Source organism: Bacillus sp. 0102A (assembly GCF_036765155.1).
Classification (GTDB): Bacteria; Bacillota; Bacilli; order Bacillales; family Bacillaceae; genus Bacillus; species Bacillus subtilis_G.
Map to the genome: position 1 here is coordinate 151,707 of NZ_JBAIZW010000002.1, position 18,415 is coordinate 170,121.

2 protein-coding genes (1 of these 2 running past the window's edge) are annotated in these 18,415 nt (G+C 46.9%); both read right to left on the bottom strand.

Annotation, left to right across the window (positions count from 1 at the left end; genetic code table 11):
- Complete coding sequence (locus tag V6D41_RS05240) at positions 1 to 13,683, bottom strand: type I polyketide synthase (protein WP_333517503.1); 13,683 nt, start codon at positions 13,681 to 13,683, stop codon at positions 1 to 3.
- Positions 13,667 to 18,415, bottom strand: the end of a protein-coding gene (locus V6D41_RS05245) for an amino acid adenylation domain-containing protein (protein WP_333517504.1). Its footprint extends 10,389 nt past the window's final position; the window shows 4,749 of its 15,138 coding nt (coding positions 10,390–15,138); the start codon falls outside the window, past its right edge; it ends in the stop codon at positions 13,667 to 13,669. The genes V6D41_RS05240 and V6D41_RS05245 overlap by 17 nt, the downstream gene beginning before the upstream one ends.

Genomic DNA, 18,415 nt, shown 5'->3' on the forward strand with positions numbered 1-18,415 from the left:
TTATTTGAAAGTTTTCCAAAACATTTCTTTCGGAGCCCCTGCGTCTGAAAGCACTTTTTTCTGCACGGTTTGAGCTGATGGTTCTGTTAAAACGGGCTGCCGGCTTAATTCCGGCAGAAGCAAAGGTTTTCTTCTAATTAAACGCTCACCCGATTCTTTCCAGGCTTCCACAATCAAATGGGCATTCGTGCCGCCATCGGCAAAACAATTGATTGCGGCAGCCGGTGTTGTCTCCTTCCACTCGGCTTGTGATTTACAAAAATACAAATCGGTCTCTTCTATATCAAAATGCGCCATGCTTTCGTCACCTGACAGGAAGGGAACCAATTGTCTATGGTTCAGCATTAAAGCCACTTTAATCAGACTCGCTATTCCTTCTGCACATAAAGGGTGGCCGATGTTAGGTTTCACTGATCCCAACCCTAATGGCGCCTTTGAACCGGAACGGTAAATGGCTTGAATCGCCTTCAGTTCAAGTAAATCTGTCACCGCTGATCCCGAGCCATTCGCTTCGAGATAACTGATTTCTTCAGGCTTTTTGCCGCTTTTTTCAAGCGCTGTCTGCATGACATCCTTTTGCGCCTCGAGATTCGGTGAAGATGGGCCTGCCGTTCTTCCGTCATTGTTAATAGCAGCGGCTTTAATGACTGCATATATGGAATCTCCGTCTTCGAGTGCTTGGCTGACGGTTTTGACGAGAACCATACCCATGCCTTCTCCTAAAATGACACCGTCTGCCCGCTTATCAAAAATATGGAATGACGGTTTGTCAGATAAAAGTCCGCGCTCCTGAAACATATGATGCGCATCAGCATCAAGCAAACTGACGCCGCCTACAACCGCTGCCTCAATATCTCCGCTCCGCAGAGCTTGAATGGCCATATTCAGTCCGACCAGTGCAGAGGAACAAGCAGTATCCAGCACAATACTTGGTCCCCTTAAGTCAAAAAATTGTGAGATGTTAGCTGCTAAATAGTTTTGTCCGCCAGCCACAATCGGATTTCTTGCTTTTGAAAGACTGGACGGATCAGGCTTGTGCTGGCTGCGGCCTCCTATATAAACACCAGCCTTCATGCCTTTCACTTCTTTTTCCGTATAGCCTGCGTGATACCACAGCTTCAGGCTTTCCTCCAATACAGCCAAAGCTTGAGGGTCCATCGCTCTGACATCGTTCTCGGACATCATGAAGAAATCATGATCGAATCGATTTATATTATCAATGAGGCCCGCGTAATTCGAGCTGGAGTACCCGAATCGTTCAGGCGGTACAGGTTTAATCGCAACCCGTCCATCCCGAATTAAATCCCAGTATGCCTCAAGTGTTTCCGCTTCAGGGAATCTGCAAGTAAGTCCGATGATGGCGATATCTTCTGCAAGACCCGCCGTTTTCTCATGACTGGTCTGTTGCGGTTGCTGTTCTGGCATGGGTGCCTGTTTCATTGACGATCGCGCCTTGACAGGTGTCTGTTTCTCAGAAACGTTTCGGTGTAAAACAGCTGATACGTCATGTTTTGATATGAGCCAGCTTGCAAAGGATTCTATTGTCGGATATTCAAACAAAATTGATGGATCAATGTCTCCGTTTAATGCTTGGTTCATCTGCTGTACCAGCTGAGCCAAGATAATCGAGTCGATTCCGTATTCTTGGAAAGGCTCATCCGTTTCAAAGTCTTCAGCTGCGATCTTCAGTTCATCTGAAAAAAGAGTTACGAGCCATTCGACTGTTTCATCGAACAGGTTGTGAGTGCTGTCTTGCTCTTTCGTCTCAGGAAGTGAGAGAGCTTCAACAGGCATTGACGGCTGTATAAGTTTGTCCGGCTGCCATACGTTTGTATCCGGGATCGCCGGCAGTACGACAGCATGCCGTGTATCTGATAGAATCTGATCCAGCAGCTGTAATCCCTCACCGTTTGTCAAGCTCACCAATCCAGTCTGTTCTAAAGCTTTGCTTCGAACCTCACCTAAACCGGTCTCCTTCCAGTTAGGCCACTGAATGCTGACAATTGGACATCTCTCTTTATGGGCCTCTGCAAAATAATCCATAAAAGCATTCGCCATCGCATAATCAGCTTGTCCGGCTGCAAGAACAGGAATGGCCGCTGATACAGATGAAAACAAGGCAACAAACGCCAATGATTCGTCTTTCAGCAAATCAAACAACGTTTGCAGGCCTTCGACTTTCGGTTCAAGCACCTGTTCGATCTCTTCGAGCGATTTTCTGATAAATGCCGGATTATGTTTGTTCACCTTCCCGGCACAGTGGATGACTCCGCCAATCTCCCCCATTGTTTCGTGTATGGTCTTCAGGCTCTGTTCAACGGCAAGCGAATCGGTCAAGTCCAGAGACAGCACTTGAACTTCCGCACCCATGGCTTCTAGCTCTTGAATGGCGTTTATTTTCTCCGCGAGCGAGACATTTTTTACTAAATTCCACTGGTCACGCGGAGGCAGCTCTTCTCGGCCGATGAGGACCAGGCGCTTTACGCCGTATGTTTTCACAAAATGCCGGGCACACAATGAACCGAGACCTCTTGTCCCACCTGTAATAAGCAGGACTTTGTCTGCTGAAAACGATACTTGTTTATGATAAAGACCGGCTGTATCTGCTGTTTGCTCTGCCAAATATGCGCGGTACCGCTGGCCGTTTCGATAACAGACTTCAGATTCTGTGCCATTAGCATAAAACTCGTGTGCAACCAGTCTGGCCAGCTCCTCATGAGAAGTTGCAGACTCCATATCTGCATGTCTTGATGTAAGATGGCTGTACTCGCTTTGAAGCATGCGGTATAAACCGGCTCGTGAAGCACCGGATAAACGAACAGCTTTATTTTCGAAAGACTCCAGCCCCTTCGTTACACCCAAAATCGTCAAATGATGCTTGCTTGTGCGTCCTTGTTCGATTAGCTTTTGGAGCCAGTTTATCCAGCTTATAGATTGCTCATAGCTCGTTCCGCAACCGATCAGATCGACTGCTCCAGAGATATGTTCAAAGTCAGCAGAAGATACATGATCAAGCTCTTGACTGTCAAATATACGGTAACTCGAGAAATACTTCGAAAGCTCTTCCGCTAATGCCATTGTCTCCTCGTTTGCTAATATGGCAACGGTTTGATTCGTACGTTCTGCCGGTTCAATCTGACAGTGCTGCCACTGCTTGTGCAGAAAGCAATGCTTAGTATTCGGCTCGGAGTAAGGCACTGCCAAACCGCTGTTTTCAGGCTTGTCTTCTTCATTTGGCAGCCAGTAATACTCTTCTGCAAACGGATAAGCAGGCAGACTGATTCGGCGAGGCTTGTGATCTCCATAAAACCCGTTCCAATCGACCTGTAATCCTTTCACCCATAATTCCGCCACCTTATCAAGCCTTTTCTTCTCTATCCATGTTTGCAGCAATGCTTTGGCATCATGATCTGTTTCAAACAGCTTGATTTCGCTTTTCTTCGTTTTCACGTGAGCGGAAAATATGTTGCTGTTTGGCACATCCGCTAAATAATCACCTAAAGCTTTGATAACCGCTTCTTTGGAATCCGCCAAAAACGCCATCCGATAATCCATCGCTTCCCGGCCCGTCTGAAGTGTATACGCCATATCCTCCAGATTGATTTCTTCATTTGAATTCGCGAAATCTTTCATTACTTTTGCATAGGCCTTCAATTGCTGCTCTTTTTTCGCTGAGAGTACAAATAATGTTGAATGATGCTGCTTTGTCAGTCGATCATTCCTCTTTTCAGCCTGGTATTCTTCTAACACAATGTGGGCATTCGTCCCACTATATCCGAAAGAGCTGACACAGGCTCTTCTCGGTTTTCCATCGGCCGATTCCCAAGGCTTCAGCTCTGTATTTACATATAAAGGCGAATGTTCAAATTGAAAATGCTCATTCGGTGTCGTGAAGTTCAATGTCGGCACCAGCGTTTTGTGGTCCATACACAACAACACCTTTTGAACACCGGCTACTCCTGCCGCCGCAGATGTATGTCCAATATTGCTTTTGACGGAACCGATTGCGCAAAACTGCTTTTTGTCTGTTTTTTCTTTAAATACGGTGGACAGAGCCTCTAATTCAATTGGATCACCTTGTTTTGTTCCAGTGCCGTGCATTTCTACATAACTGATACTCTCAGGATGTATGCCGTATGTTTCGTATATGTCTCTTTCCAGATCCATTTGGCTTTTCGCACTCGGTGCCGTGATTCCGTTTGTTTTCCCGTCTTGATTAATACCTGAGCCAATGATGATGCCATAAATATGGTCACGGTCCGCTTCTGCATCTTTTAGCCTTTTTAGTACCAGCGCACCCGCACCCTCGCCGGGCACGAAACCATTAGCACCATTATCAAATGCTTTACATTGCCCATCAGGTGAAAGCATGCCGGCCTCACACATGCTGATATAAGATTCCGGCGTCAGGTATAAGCTGACACCGCCGACCAGCGCCATATCAATTTCTTTGTTTATGAGTGCCTGTCGCGCTAAATGTGTGCCGACCAATGAAGATGAACATGCGGTGTCAATAGGAATTGCAGGCCCTTTTAAATTAAGAAAATACGGAATACGCGCCGCGGCGATCGCAAAGCTGTTACCGGTGGCATTTGCCCTTGCCTGCTGATTCAGCATGACCCCATATTCATTGCTCATAATGCCGAGATAAACGCCGCATTTTTTCTCATTTAATGTTCGGGCGTTATATCCAGCGTCCTCAAAGGCTTTATAGCCTTCCTGCAAAAATATTCGATGCTGCGGGTCCATCAGTTCAGCTTCTGATGGCGGAATATTAAAAAACAACGGATCAAAATGTTCAATATCATCAAGCATCCCCATTGATTTACAATAGACTCTCCCTTTTTTGTTCAGGGCAGGATCATAGAATTTGTCAATATCCCACCGTGATGTTGGAATATCCCGAATCGCATTTCTCGCATGAACCAGGTTATCCCAATACTCTCTTACATTCCTGGCGCCCGGGTACCTTCCCGACATCCCGACAATCGCTATTGCATCCTCCCGGTGATCTTGATGAATAGGAGCCGGTTTCTTCTCAGGTTCTTTCTTTATTGGGTATTGAACGGACTGAAGCGGACGCTCTGCCGGCTGTTTAACAGCTTCAGAGACCTCATGCTGATCTTTCATTTCTTGTTTTCTATTAAGATGCGTTCCAAGCTCAGACTTTAGCATCTCGGCAAAATCACGTATCGTTGGATAATCATACACTTTAGTGACTGAAAAAGACGTGCCATATTGCTTATTCACCGCTTTTATCCATTCGAGCCCAGTAATCGAGTCCATTCCGATATCTATGAATGCTTCATCAATATCCACCTCGTGCGGCTCCATAAATAACACGTCTGCTATGCTTTCTCTAAATTCTTTATGCAGCGTTTCAATTGCCCCATTATATTGGCTTGATGCGGATATTTCAGCTGCTGCATATCGAATGGTTGCTGCAGGTTCCTCCTGCAACGGCTGATGGTGCTCTAACCGTTGCAGGGAGATATTATCCGGTTTAGCAGCAGGTGCTGCTGTTTTCTGTTTCATCGACACATACGTCTCCGGTTGCTTCGGAGCATCGCTTTCTGCTGTTTTCTTTCCAGCTTGTGTGCTTAACTCATGTGTTAAGTAAACAGCGAAATCACGTGTTGTCGGATAATCATAAACCTTGGTGACATTTAGTGATGTGCCATACTGTTTATTTATGGCTTTTATCCATTCGAGCCCGGTAATTGAATCCATTCCGATATCTATGAATGCGTCGTCTGGATCAACCTCGCTTTGATCCATGTACAGCACTTCCGCTAAGCTAGCCGTCAGTTCATTGCACAATTCTTCCGCCGAGATCGTGTCTGTTTCTGTATCTAATGGAGGCGGAGATGCCGCTCGCTGCAAACGATCCTGATTGGCTGTTAAAGGCTGTAACGTGATATTGGCAGGCTTTCCGCTGGCTTCCCTGGCTTTAGACGGCTTTTGAATGACGGACTGTACCGGAACGGGTGGTTCCACTGTTCTTTTTTCCTCAGCCTTTGTTGCATTAACTTCTACCCAATAGCGATCTCTTGCAAAAGGATAGGCGGGTAAACTGATGCGCCGAGGTTTTTGATTCTGGTAGAGCGTGTTCCAGTCGATACGTAAGCCTCTTACCCAAAGGTCTAACACCTTCGTGTACTTTCCTTTTTGCATCCATGCCTCAATTGTTTTTGACATATCTTCATCAGCGGCAAAAGCGGCAATGGTTTCTTTGTTGCGTTTCACTTGTCCTCGAAAGATATATTCACGATCTTCTGTACCGGAAATACATTCAGTCAGCTTTTCTTCAAGCTCCTGCATCGTTTCAGCAACGAACGCCAGGCGATCATTCATCGCTTCACGTCCGACTTGCAGAGTATAGGCGATACGGTGCAAATCTGCTTCAGCATATCTTTGTTCACGAATGGCATGCAGCAATCGTTCCGCCCGTTTCTGAAGTTTTTCTTCATTTTTTGCTGAGAGCACAATGACAGCCGGCTGTTTCCCCGCTGGCGAACGTTCCTGCTCAGACTTCGGAACATACTCTTCTATTAAAATATGGGCGTTTACTCCCCCGGCACCAAATGAAGAGATGCCTGCGATTCTCGGATATTCAACGTCTTTTCCATTGACAGAAACGATCGGCCTCTTCCATTCTTCTAGCTCTTGCTGTACTTTAAACGGTGAGTTAAGGAAATCAATATTCGGATTCAGCACGTTTGAATGCAGGGAAGGCGCAAGCTGCCTGTATTTCATTTGGAGTAATACCTTGGTTAAGCCTGCGATACCTGCCGCACTCTCGCAGTGCCCCATATTTGATTTGGCTGAGCCTATTGCACAATATTGTTTGTCATTCGTTCGTTGCGTAAACACTTTGGACAGCCCTGTCATTTCAATCGGATCTCCAAGTGAGGTTCCCGTGCCGTGCGCTTCGATATAACTGACAGTCCGCGGGTCAACCTTCGCTTCCACAAACGCCTTGTTGATCACATCTGCTTGGGCATTCGGGTTTGGAACTGAGTAACCGTTTGTTTTTCCTCCGTGGTTAATGGCAGTCCCCTTAATGATTCCATATATGTGATCGCCATCTTCAACGGCTTTAGACAATGGCTTAAGAAGCACTGCTCCTACGCCTTCTCCCGGCACATAGCCGTCTCCGCCCTCACCGAAGCTTTCACATCGGCCTTTACTGGACATGAATTTGTTCTGCCCGAGCATCAAATATTTATTTGGGTGGATTGAAACATTCACGCCGCCCGCGAATGCCGCCTCACACTCTCCGCGATGCAAGCTTTGGCAGGCCAAATGAATAGCAGTTAAAGAAGAAGAACACATGGTGTCCAAAGCAATACTCGGCCCATGAAAATCAAAATAATACGATACCCGATTCGCGATGGATGATGGATTTCCTGTTAAAGCCAGAGACCTGCCCCGCGCCTGCTCTTGCGCCCCATACAGCTGGTATTCTTCGTACATGGCTCCGACATATACCCCGACACTTCCGCCAAGCTCCGCATCACGCTTACGGCCGAGCTGCTCTCTTGTATATCCTGCGTCTTCCATCGTTTCATACACGCACTGCAAAAATAGCCGCTCCTGAGGGTCCATTAATTTTGCCTCACGCGGTGAAATATGGAAAAACTGCGGATCAAACTTGTCTACATCCTTCATAAAGCCGCCCCACTTGCTGTAGGTTTTTCCAGGCTTATCCTTATCTTCATCATAATAGAGACTATGATCCCAGCGGTCTTCAGGAATTTCCGTAATACAGTCACGCCCGTCCCTCAGGTTTTCCCACAATTCATTGATGTTGTCTGCCTGAGGATAGCGCCCAGAGATACCAATGATTGCAATGTCCTCTGTTTCCTTTTCTTTTGACTGCTTCTGCCCTTTTTCTTGCAAAGGAAAGAATCCGGACTTTCTTTGGGCAACTGAAATTTCTCTCTTTTCAGGCTCTGAAACTGTTTTTCTATTTTCCGCAGCGGAAGGTTTGTCTGTTTCAATTTCCAAGATGTCCAGAAGCTTTTCTCGGTGGGAATCAATAAAATACCGGGTTAATGACCGAATATCCTGATATTCAAAGAACAATGTCTTGGACAAAGACCCAAATACTTTTTCTAATTGACCTGTTACATGCATGATCATAATAGAATCGATCCCATAATCCTCGAGAGGAGCTTCAGCATCAATCTGGCCGGCCGGCAGCTTGATAACCGAAGAAAGCACTTGTTTCACATAATTCTCCGCTTTTTCTCTCAATGTCTCTTCATCGACTCCTAGGACAATGTCTGCTCTTCCCGTATCCTGACTGCCATTTCTTTTTTTCGTATTTTGGGATTCACCTTGACCATGTCCCGTTTCATACAAAAATGCACGAATCCGATTAGCAACACCGGAAGCCACTAATACTTGCGGCTTTCCTGACGCCCAGCCATGGTATAATGCCTGAATCCCATGCCCTGTTTCCATGGCCACCATGCCTGTTTCTTTTGTCAGCATCCTCGCAGTTTCAGCATCAATATGCATGCCCCCGTCTTTCCACAGCGGCCAGCACACCGAAAGAGTTTTTCCATAACGTTTGTGCAGCGCTGCTTGGCCATTTCGATATTCGCTGAATGCATTCATAAATGCATTCGCCATTGCGTAATCAGCCTGCCCCGCGCTTCCCACTGCTCCGGCACCTGAGGAAAAAAAGATAAAGAAGTCGAGCGGAATATCTTTCGTTGCTTCATCAAGATGAATCAGACCGGCTACCTTTGGAGCGAGCACGGTTTGAACTTCTTCTTTCTTTTTCTTAATAATAAAATTATCTTTTATCATACCGGCGCTATGAATGATACCGTTCAAGCCTCCGTAAACGTTTTGGATCTCTTCTAATAAGTCATTAACAGCTCGTTTCTCTGTCAGATCCGCTTGTATGTAAACCGCTTGAACACCAACTTTCTGTAAGGCTTGAAGCTGCGCCTGCTTCCTTTCATTGAGCGGAGAGCGTCCTGTCAGGATCACAACAGCATCATTCGTTTGGTTTGCGATTTCATTTGCAAAGATGAAGCCAAGGCCACCTGCACCGCCTGTAATCAGATAAACACCTTTATCTTTCCATGGCATGTCACTTAAGTGCTCGCCAGCAACCTCTTTCCATTTACTTACAAACCGTTTCCCTCGCCAATAGCGAATATGCGTGTCACGCGGACAGCGTCTGTTTTCCTCCAATATTTCGATTAGGTCACTACTAGACATCTCGGTATCTAATTCAATCAGCTGTCCAGTCAGTTTGGGGTTTTCCAGTTCAGCCGTTTTGAGCAGTCCGGTTAAGCCGCTTAATAGCTGCGGCTCGTTCAACACAGGCACCGCCACTTGAATGAATGTATGTCCCCCGGTTTTCGATTGCAGCAGCTGCTTGATTTCTTCAAATAACTGTACGGCATACACTTCAAACCGTTCATCAATTGCCTCTTTATAATGCTGCAATACTGTACAGTCAAGATCATTTCGGATGCTTTCCAGTTGTTCTCCAAAATCACAGATAACGACTTTATGTGTCTCGGATACTATAAACCCCTGCTCCTCGGCAGGAGCATTTTCTTCCCAAACGTGTTCAAACAGCAGCGTGTCAATTGTCTCAGAAGGATCTTCTGCATCTGCTTCTAACACTCTTGCAGAATAGCCCTTCATTCGCACGCAAACCTGCCCCTCTTCATTGCACAAATCGATATCAAGCTTCTGCATGCGATCCCCAGCTGCACTGCCCTCGCTGTATGTGATCCGCGCCCACATAGATATCTCGCAGCCTTTGAAGATTTGGACATCCTGTATGGCAAAAGGCAGCATCGCCTTTCTGTCTGCTAAACTCGTAATGTGTCCCAGCCTCAAACCGATAGATGCTTGAAATGCCGAATCTATCATGCTCGGATGCAGGACATAATGGTCTTGCGTACCTGAGATCACAAGCGGCATCGTCAATTTCGCAAGAACTCCGTTTTTGCCGGCATATATGCTATCGATCGCTCTGTGGCTGTCACCATAATGAATGCCCATTTCTTCATAAGCCTCGTAGCAATCAGAAGGTGACAGAATCTGCTCATTATCGTTTGCCTTCAGTTCTTCAATGTTTATTACAGGAGGTTCATCAACCTCACAAAGCACTGCATTCCCTTGTCCGTATACAACCAGCGCCTTCTCTGCGCTTTCAGGCTCCTGGCAGATTTCGAATGCAACCTCACCATTTTTCTCAGGATATAAACGTATGTGTATGTCCGCTCGCTGTTCTATGAAGGCAAACGGCCGAACCCAGACAATGTTCCGAAGCCGGAATCCTGTCGGGAACTGATCTCCAGCTGCCTTTTCGACAGCCGCCCGAACCATTTCCAATAAAGCTGCACCGGGTAAAATCCGCTCGCCCTTAATGACATGATCCTTAAAGAAAAATTCACGTCCTGTGAACGTTGAACGGAAGCGTACTCCCGACATGTCAGACACATTTTGATGCAGAAGAGGATGAAGGACATGCCCTTCCCCTTTTGATAGACGAGTCACTGTCTCTGCTTTAGGCACCCAATAACGCACCTTTTCAAAAGGGTATGTCGGCAAGCTGATCCGCTTTGGTTTCTTTCCTTCGTAAAGAAGGGTCCAGTCAATCGCAGCTCCGTTGGCCCACTGCTCCGCAATCAGATCGAGATTTCTTTGTTCCAGCGATTTATGTACCGTTTCGGCGGAAAGCGATAAATCACTTCCTCTTGACATTCGCCCCATCCAGCAACGCTGAATCGTTTCGCGCCCTGCTGCAAAAGCCTTCAATTGTCCGGTCAATTCTTGAATGCCGGCTGCTGCAAAAGCAACCCGCTCTTCCATCGGTTCACGTCCCACCTGCAATGTATAAGCCAAATCTCTAATCTGAATCCCATCATGAAGAAAATCCAAGAGACGTTTTGCATATACACGAAGACGTTCTTGATTACGGGCAGAAAGCGGGATAACAGCGGGCATGCCAGAAACTGACGGCAATGAAACGCCCTGCTCCGCTGTTTGAGGAATATATTCCTCAAGGATAATATGTGCGTTTGAACCGGTCGCCCCAAAGGAACTGATACCCGCCCGGCGCGGATAAGGGGTGTTTTTCTCATTTTCCCTAATAACAGGTAGCTTCCACTTTGCTGTTTCATGCTGTACATAAAATGGAGACTTTTCAAAATCTACGTACGGATTTAGTTCTTCTGAATGCAAAGAAGGCACGAGAGTCTGATGGTGAAGCTGAAGGGCAACCTTGCTTAAACCACTGATGCCCGCGGCGGATTCAGCATGTCCGATGTTTGACTTAACAGAACCAATCGAACAGAACTGCCGATCCTCTGTATATTGACGGAATGCTTTTACCAACCCCTGAACTTCGATCGGATCTCCTAAGGACGTACCGGTTCCATGCGCTTCCACATAACTAATCGTCCTCGGATCAATTCCCGTTTTCTCCAAGCATGCCTCAATAAGGTCAGCTTGAGAAACTGGACTCGGCACTGAAATGCCGCTTACAGTGCCCACATGATTCACTGCACTTCCTTTAATGACGGCATAAATGCGATCTCCGTCTTCCTCCGCCTGGTGCAAAGGCTTTAATAAAACTGCACCGATTCCTTCAGCCGGTACATAACCGTCTCCATCTTTGCCAAATGTACGGCAGTGCCCGTCAGTGGAAAACATATCCCAGACTCCGTATGTCATATATTTATTAGGATGCAGGGACAGGTTCACTCCGCCTGCTAACGCGACATCGCATTCACCGTGACGAATGCTTTCCAGGGCCAGATGTACAGCGGTCAGAGATGAGGAGCATACCGTATCAACCGCCATACTCGGACCGTGGAAATTACAAAAGTAAGACACTCTGTTGGCAATTTGCGCATAGTTGAGCGAGAGAGGAAACACATTTTCCGCTGATGCTTCTTCAGCGCCGACTAATGTATAATCCTTATGCATGACGCCTGCAAAAACACCTACATGCTGCCTTTTGTTTCGTCCTCTAGGTTTGGCCAAAGTCTTGGGCGTGTAGCCTGCATCCTCAATCGTTTCCCAGCAGGTTTCTAAAAACAGCCGCTCCTGAGGGTCCATTGTCTCTGCCTCTCGCGGCGTGATTCTGAAGAATTGAGGATCGAAGCAGTCTGGGTCGTCAATAAATCCGCCCCATTTGGAAATGTCCTTACCTGAAGGAGATGTGATTCCTTCAAATCGCCGCCAATCCCAGCGCGACTCAGGAATTTCGCTAATGCAATCCTTACCCTCTTTCAGATTGTTCCAAAATTCATGAATATTGTTTGCCTTCGGATACCTGCCCGCCATGCCGATAATCGCAATGTCGCCCGATTGCTCAAAAGATGCAACACGAGAAGAGTCTGTCCGTCCGCTTGTCCTCCGTCCTTCGGCAGTTGTAGCGCCGATTATGCTATTGGAGACGTGTTCTCTTTCAATTTGATCAAGGGAACCAGCGGCACTAAAATGCTCACCATAATCCTCGGTAAGAAGCGCTGACAACTCCGCAATGGTGGTATGCTCAAACAGGAGAGTCGGCGAAAGGCTCTCACCGATCTTGTCACTGATCGTTTCTACCACTTCAAGCAAGCCTGATGAATTCAATCCCATTTGGTAATAGCCGACATGCTTTTCAATTTGTTCGATCGGTTTATTTATTTTGTCTGCGATTAATTGGCTTACAAACTGTTCAGCCCCGCCATAGGTATCCATACTGCCGGATGAAGATAACGTATCTGCAGCTTGAGTATGCTCGGCTGCGTCCTTTCCTGTCTCTTGTTTCTCCTGTACATCCTGATGCTTTCCGCTAATCAGCTCTGCTTCACGCACTAGTTTGCTTGTGAAGTTTTTCAGTTCAGCTACTTTTTCACCGGAAGCATTGAAAAATTCAAGTGTTACATAAATCAACTCTTTTTCCTGACGGACAGAGGAACGCTTAATTCTGGTCATGCAATGTGTCTGCAAAAGTGCTGAAGCGGAAAAGGATTCATAGAACAGAGGCAAATATAGCCTCTGTTCCCCTTTAAGCAAAGATGTGAGCAGATTGTTGGCACCCACCCCGCTCCCGTCTATGAGAGTCGGATGAAACATAAAGCCTTCTGCATGCTGCATGGCTTCCGAGCCGAGAGAAAGATCGAGAAGGACGCCGTCTTCCTCTTCATGGATGCAGCCTTTCGCTTTCATATATTCGCTGTGCACCAATTCCTGACGTCTGCATTGTTCATATACATCATTAAGCTGAACAACGTTCTGCGCAGCTGCTTTGATCTGGTTGAAATCCAGAGTTTCTTCAAAAACAGCAGGAGAGTGGGTATGCATATCAGCCTTCATATAGAGCTTTTCTTCTGAAGTTTCATTCCCTTCACTTTTTTCAATGCCTTTGGCTGTGATTTGCCACTTTCCTTCTTTTGTCTCCGCACATTGGATATCGAGAGCGATTACCGCACCCTGTCCCACCGTCAGCGGCTGATAGATGGATAAATTCCGCAGCTGAAGCTCTGAGCAGGTGTAGCCGTGTTCTCTGAATATCTGGTAGATCATATCGATATAGGCCAATCCCGGAAGGACATGTTGTCCGTAAACCACATGGTGATATATAAACGGATTTTTTAACGATAATGTGAGTTGTTTCGTTATTTTTTTCACGTTAGACCTCCACCTCATAAGTATCCCATATGTTTGCCGCATCCATTTTTAAGGTCTCCGCTTCCGGCTTTGACTCGCCATGCGAAAACGCCCGTTTCTTTAATTGGGGAGGCGATATCGGACTGCGCTTGATGGCGCGTTTTTCATCTCTTTCCCACGCCTCTACGATGACATGAGCATTCGTCCCCCCATCGGCAAAGCAGTTAATGGCCGCAGCAGGCTGCAAATCTGTCCAGTTTTCCAACGTTCGGGTGAACGTGATATTCGCTTTCTGTTGATCGAAATGCGCCATCTCTTTTTCACCTGATAAAAATGGGACGAAGCGTCGCTCTTTCAGCATCAGTACAACCTTAATAAAGCTGGCGATCCCTTCCGCACATAGCGGATGCCCGATGTTCGGCTTTATTGAGCCAAGAGAAAGAGGCAATGAGTGATCGGAACGGTACACCGATTGGATCGCTTTCAGTTCAAGCAGATCGGTTACCATTGAACCTGACCCGTTTGCTTCAAGATAGCTGATGTCCTCTGGTTTTTTCCCGCTTTTGGCAAGCGCGTCTTTCATGACTTCCTTTTGCGCCTCCAGATTAGGTGTTGCCGGTCCTGCCGTTCTTCCATCATTATTGACCGAGGCCGCTTTCACGACAGCATATATGGTATCTCCGTCTTCCAGCGCCTGTTTTACTGTTTTTAACATGACCATTCCGACGCCTTCACCTAACACAACTCCGTCAGCACGCTCATCAAACACATGGAAGGATGATTGCTTGCTTAAAATGCCGCGCCGGTCAAATAGCCTGTGAGAGGCATCTGTGCTTAACAAGCTGACACCGCCGACTAAAGCAGATTGAATATCACCGCTGCGCAGAGCTTGAATGGACATATTCATGCCGACCAAAGCTGATGAACAGGCTGTATCTACTACAACACTCGGGCCGCGGACATCGAAAAATTGTGAAATATTAGCCGCTAAATAATTTTGGCCGACTGTCACGATCGGATTCTTCGCATGGTGAAGACTCTCTTCATCAGGTTTGTGCTGGCTTCTTCCTCCAATATAAACGCCGACTGGCTTCCCCTTTATTTCCTCAGGAGTATATCCGGCGTGATACAAGAGTTTCAGACACTCTTCCAATACGAGTAATGCTTGCGGGTCCATCGCCCTTACGTCTTCTTCATGAAGCAGAAAGAAATCAGGGTCAAAATGGTTGACGCCATCAATCACGCCAGCATAATATGGCGTTTTACAGCCCCAGCGTTCTGCCGGAACCGGGACGATTGACGAACGCCCCTCAGATAATAACGACCAATAGGTTTCCAGCGTATCTGCAGACGGAAAGCGACAAGACAGCCCGACAACGGCAATATCTTCTGTATGAGAATCCAGTGAAAGAGTTACTGGCTCTTTTATCTGGGCGGCAGAAGCACGATCTTCCGCAGGGCCGGTAATACCTGCCTCCGTTTTGTTCTCCAAAGGTGCTGATGTATCCGATATCCCGCCTCCGAATAGAGCGGACAGCATTTCGGAATAAGAGCCGATCAGCCAATCTGCGAACCTTTGAATTGTCGGGTATTCATATAGAATAGATGGATCGAGCGCTGCTTCTAGTTTGCGGTTTATACGCTGAAGCACCTGTGCCAAAATGATTGAGTCCACCCCATAATCTTGAAATAAGCCATCAATCTTGAAATCTTCACGTTCAATTCTCAGCTCTTCGGTAAACAAATCAACCAGCCAGGACTGTGTTTCAAATAATAGTCCATCATTTTTGAAAATTTCATCGGTCCCATCGATGTCTTTGACCAGCGGGCTCTGTAAAGTTAATTCGCGTAAACCGTCCTCATGCTGTTTTCTCCGCTTCATCAGCAGCTCCGGCTCCCAATTGATTTGATTCGCCACCGCAGGGAGAACAACTGGTTCGAGCGTTTTAGATAAGATTTGATCCAAAAAACGCAATCCTTCTGAATTCGTAATGCTCAACAAACCGCTTTCTCGATATGCATGATTTGTTACTTCACCCATACCGGTTTCTCTCCAATTCGGCCACTGAACACTGATGATCGGCGTATTTTTCTGATGTGCTTCTGCAAAATAATCCATATAGCTATTTGCCATAGCATAGTCTGCTTGTCCCGCCGAAAGCTGCGGAATAATGGCTGAAACAGAAGAAAATAGTACAAAAAACTGTAATGGCTCGTTACACATGTGGCGATATAGTGTTGTCAGCCCAGCCACTTTAGGCTCCAGCACCCGCTGAATATCATCGGCCGTTTTACGGATGAAGGCCAAAGTATCCATATCTGTCAGACCTGCGCAATGAATAACACCGCCAATCGGCCCTAAGGTTTTCCTGATATGTTGCAGCGTTTGCTCAACAAGAGCCTCATCAGATAAAGGAAGCGGCAGCATTTGCACTTGCACACCCTGTGCTTCCAGTTCCCGGACTGCATTGATTTTTTGTGCCGCGGATGTGTTTGCTGTCTCCAAACGAGCCCACTCCTCTCGCGGAGGAAGCTGCTCTCGTCCAGTCAGCACCAGCTTTTTCACTCCATAGTGCTTCACAAAATGCCGTGCGCATAATAGCCCGATGCCTCGCGTCCCGCCTGTAATGAAAAGTACATGCTCTTTCGGGAAGGCCATGCTTTGATCGGCTCCCTTACCTGTTTCAGGATGGGCTTTTAGAAAGGCCTGGTACCGCAAACCGTCTCTGTAGCAAACCTCCGCATCATGGGAGTCCGTATAAAACTCATCTGCGATCTGCTTCGCGAGGCGATGATGGTCAATAACCTCATCTGCATCCATATGTCTTGATGTAAGGTGGCTGTACTCGCTTTGAAGCATCCGATACAAACCAGCCCGCGAGGCGCCTGCCATCCGGACGGATGTGTTTTGGAACGATTCCAGTCCCTTCGTCACACAAAGCAGCCTGAGCCCCTCTTTATGCCCGAATTCAATCAGCCTTTGCACCCATTCAATCCAATCCAGCCGGCCTTCATCTTCTTCACCGCAGCCGATGACATCTACTAGGCCGCCAAACTGTTTCCAATCGATGTCTGACTGATTACCGTCTAACCGGCTCACATCTAATAAGAGATGATTCGGAAAATAAGCAGACACTTCAGCAGCCAAATCTGCTGTCTCTGGATTGCTCAGGATGGCAACCGTCCGAGTCCCCGGTACCTTTGAGCCAATCGGGCTCAACCTCCATTGTTTTGTCAAAAAACATGCAATGCGCTTTTCACTAGCATTAACTAGTACTTTCTTGTCCGATTCTGAATGTTCCTTTGCCGGTACCCAATAGTGATCCTTCGCAAATGGATATGAAGGGAGACTGATCAAGCGCGGTTTGGTCTCGCCGTATAATGTATTCCACTGGATCGCCACGCCTTTGACCCATAGATCCGCAAGTTTGGCGTATTTTCTTTTTCTGATCCAAGCATTAATTGCCATCGCCATATCCTCATCTGCTGTAAAAATAGCCTGGGTTTCTTTGTTTCGAAAAGACTGTCCCCGGAAGAATTCTTCGGTTTCTTTCTTATTGTCAACAAACGCTTGCAGTTTTTCTTCAAGTTCCTGCATCGTCCCCGCAATACACGCCAGACGCTCATCCATTTCTTCTCGCCCGACTTGCAGGGTATAAGCGATGCCGTGCAAATCCTGATCTGTATATTTTTTCTTGCGAATCGCCTCCAGCAATTGCGAAGCACGATCCATTAGCCTATTTTTGTTTTTAGCCGACAGCACAATCATGTTTGGCTGTTCTGATGCCATTTGTTTTGAATTGGCATCTGGAATATATTCTTCAATCACAATATGTGCGTTTACTCCGCCAATCCCAAATGAACTGATTCCGGCACGGCGCGGAAGCTCGTTTCCGTCACGATCTGTGACAGCCTTCCATTCCTGTTTTTCCTGAACAATGTAAAACGGACTGTCAGCCAGCTGAAGATAAGGATTAAGCGTCTCGCAATGCAGGCTTTTCACTAACGTTTTGTGTTTCATTTGCAGCAGCACTTTGATCAGACCTGAAATACCTGCGGCAAGCTCTAAATGTCCGATATTGCTTTTAACTGAGCCGATGCCGCAACGGTGATCCGGAATGTCAGGCTGGCTGCCGCCTCTCTTATTGGATAATTCCTTAAACGCGGCTTTCAGCCCGTTTATTTCAATCGGATCCCCCAATTCAGTCCCCGTTCCATGGGCTTCGATATATGTGACCGTGCTTGGATCTATGCCTGCTTGTCGATACGCACGCACTAACAGATCAGTTTGTGCTTTCGGATTAGGTGATGTCAGTGTATTGGCTCTTCCGCCGTGATTTTCCGCCGTCCCCCGAATAACGCCGTAAATGTGATTTCCGTCGCGCTCCGCGTCTGCAAGCTTTTTCAGCATGATCATTCCGACACCTTCGCCTCTGACATAACCATTGGCATCGGCGGAGAAGGTTTTACACCTGCCGTCTTTGCTGAGCATGCCAGCCTTGCTGTAGCTAATGTGCGCCTCCTCGGTTAGGATCGTGTTTACGCCTCCTGCAATTGCCATCTCACAATCGCCGCTTTGCATCGCCGTCACAGCACGGTGAATGGCTACAAGAGAACTGGAACAAGCTGTTTCAATAGGTTCACTCGGACCATGGATATTCAGAAAATAACTCATTCTATTCGGGCCAACCGAAGGAATCATATGACCTGTAGCCGCATGGCCTTCAATTGGAAGATTCGCTCTATGGAATAGGTCTTTGTAACCTGTGTT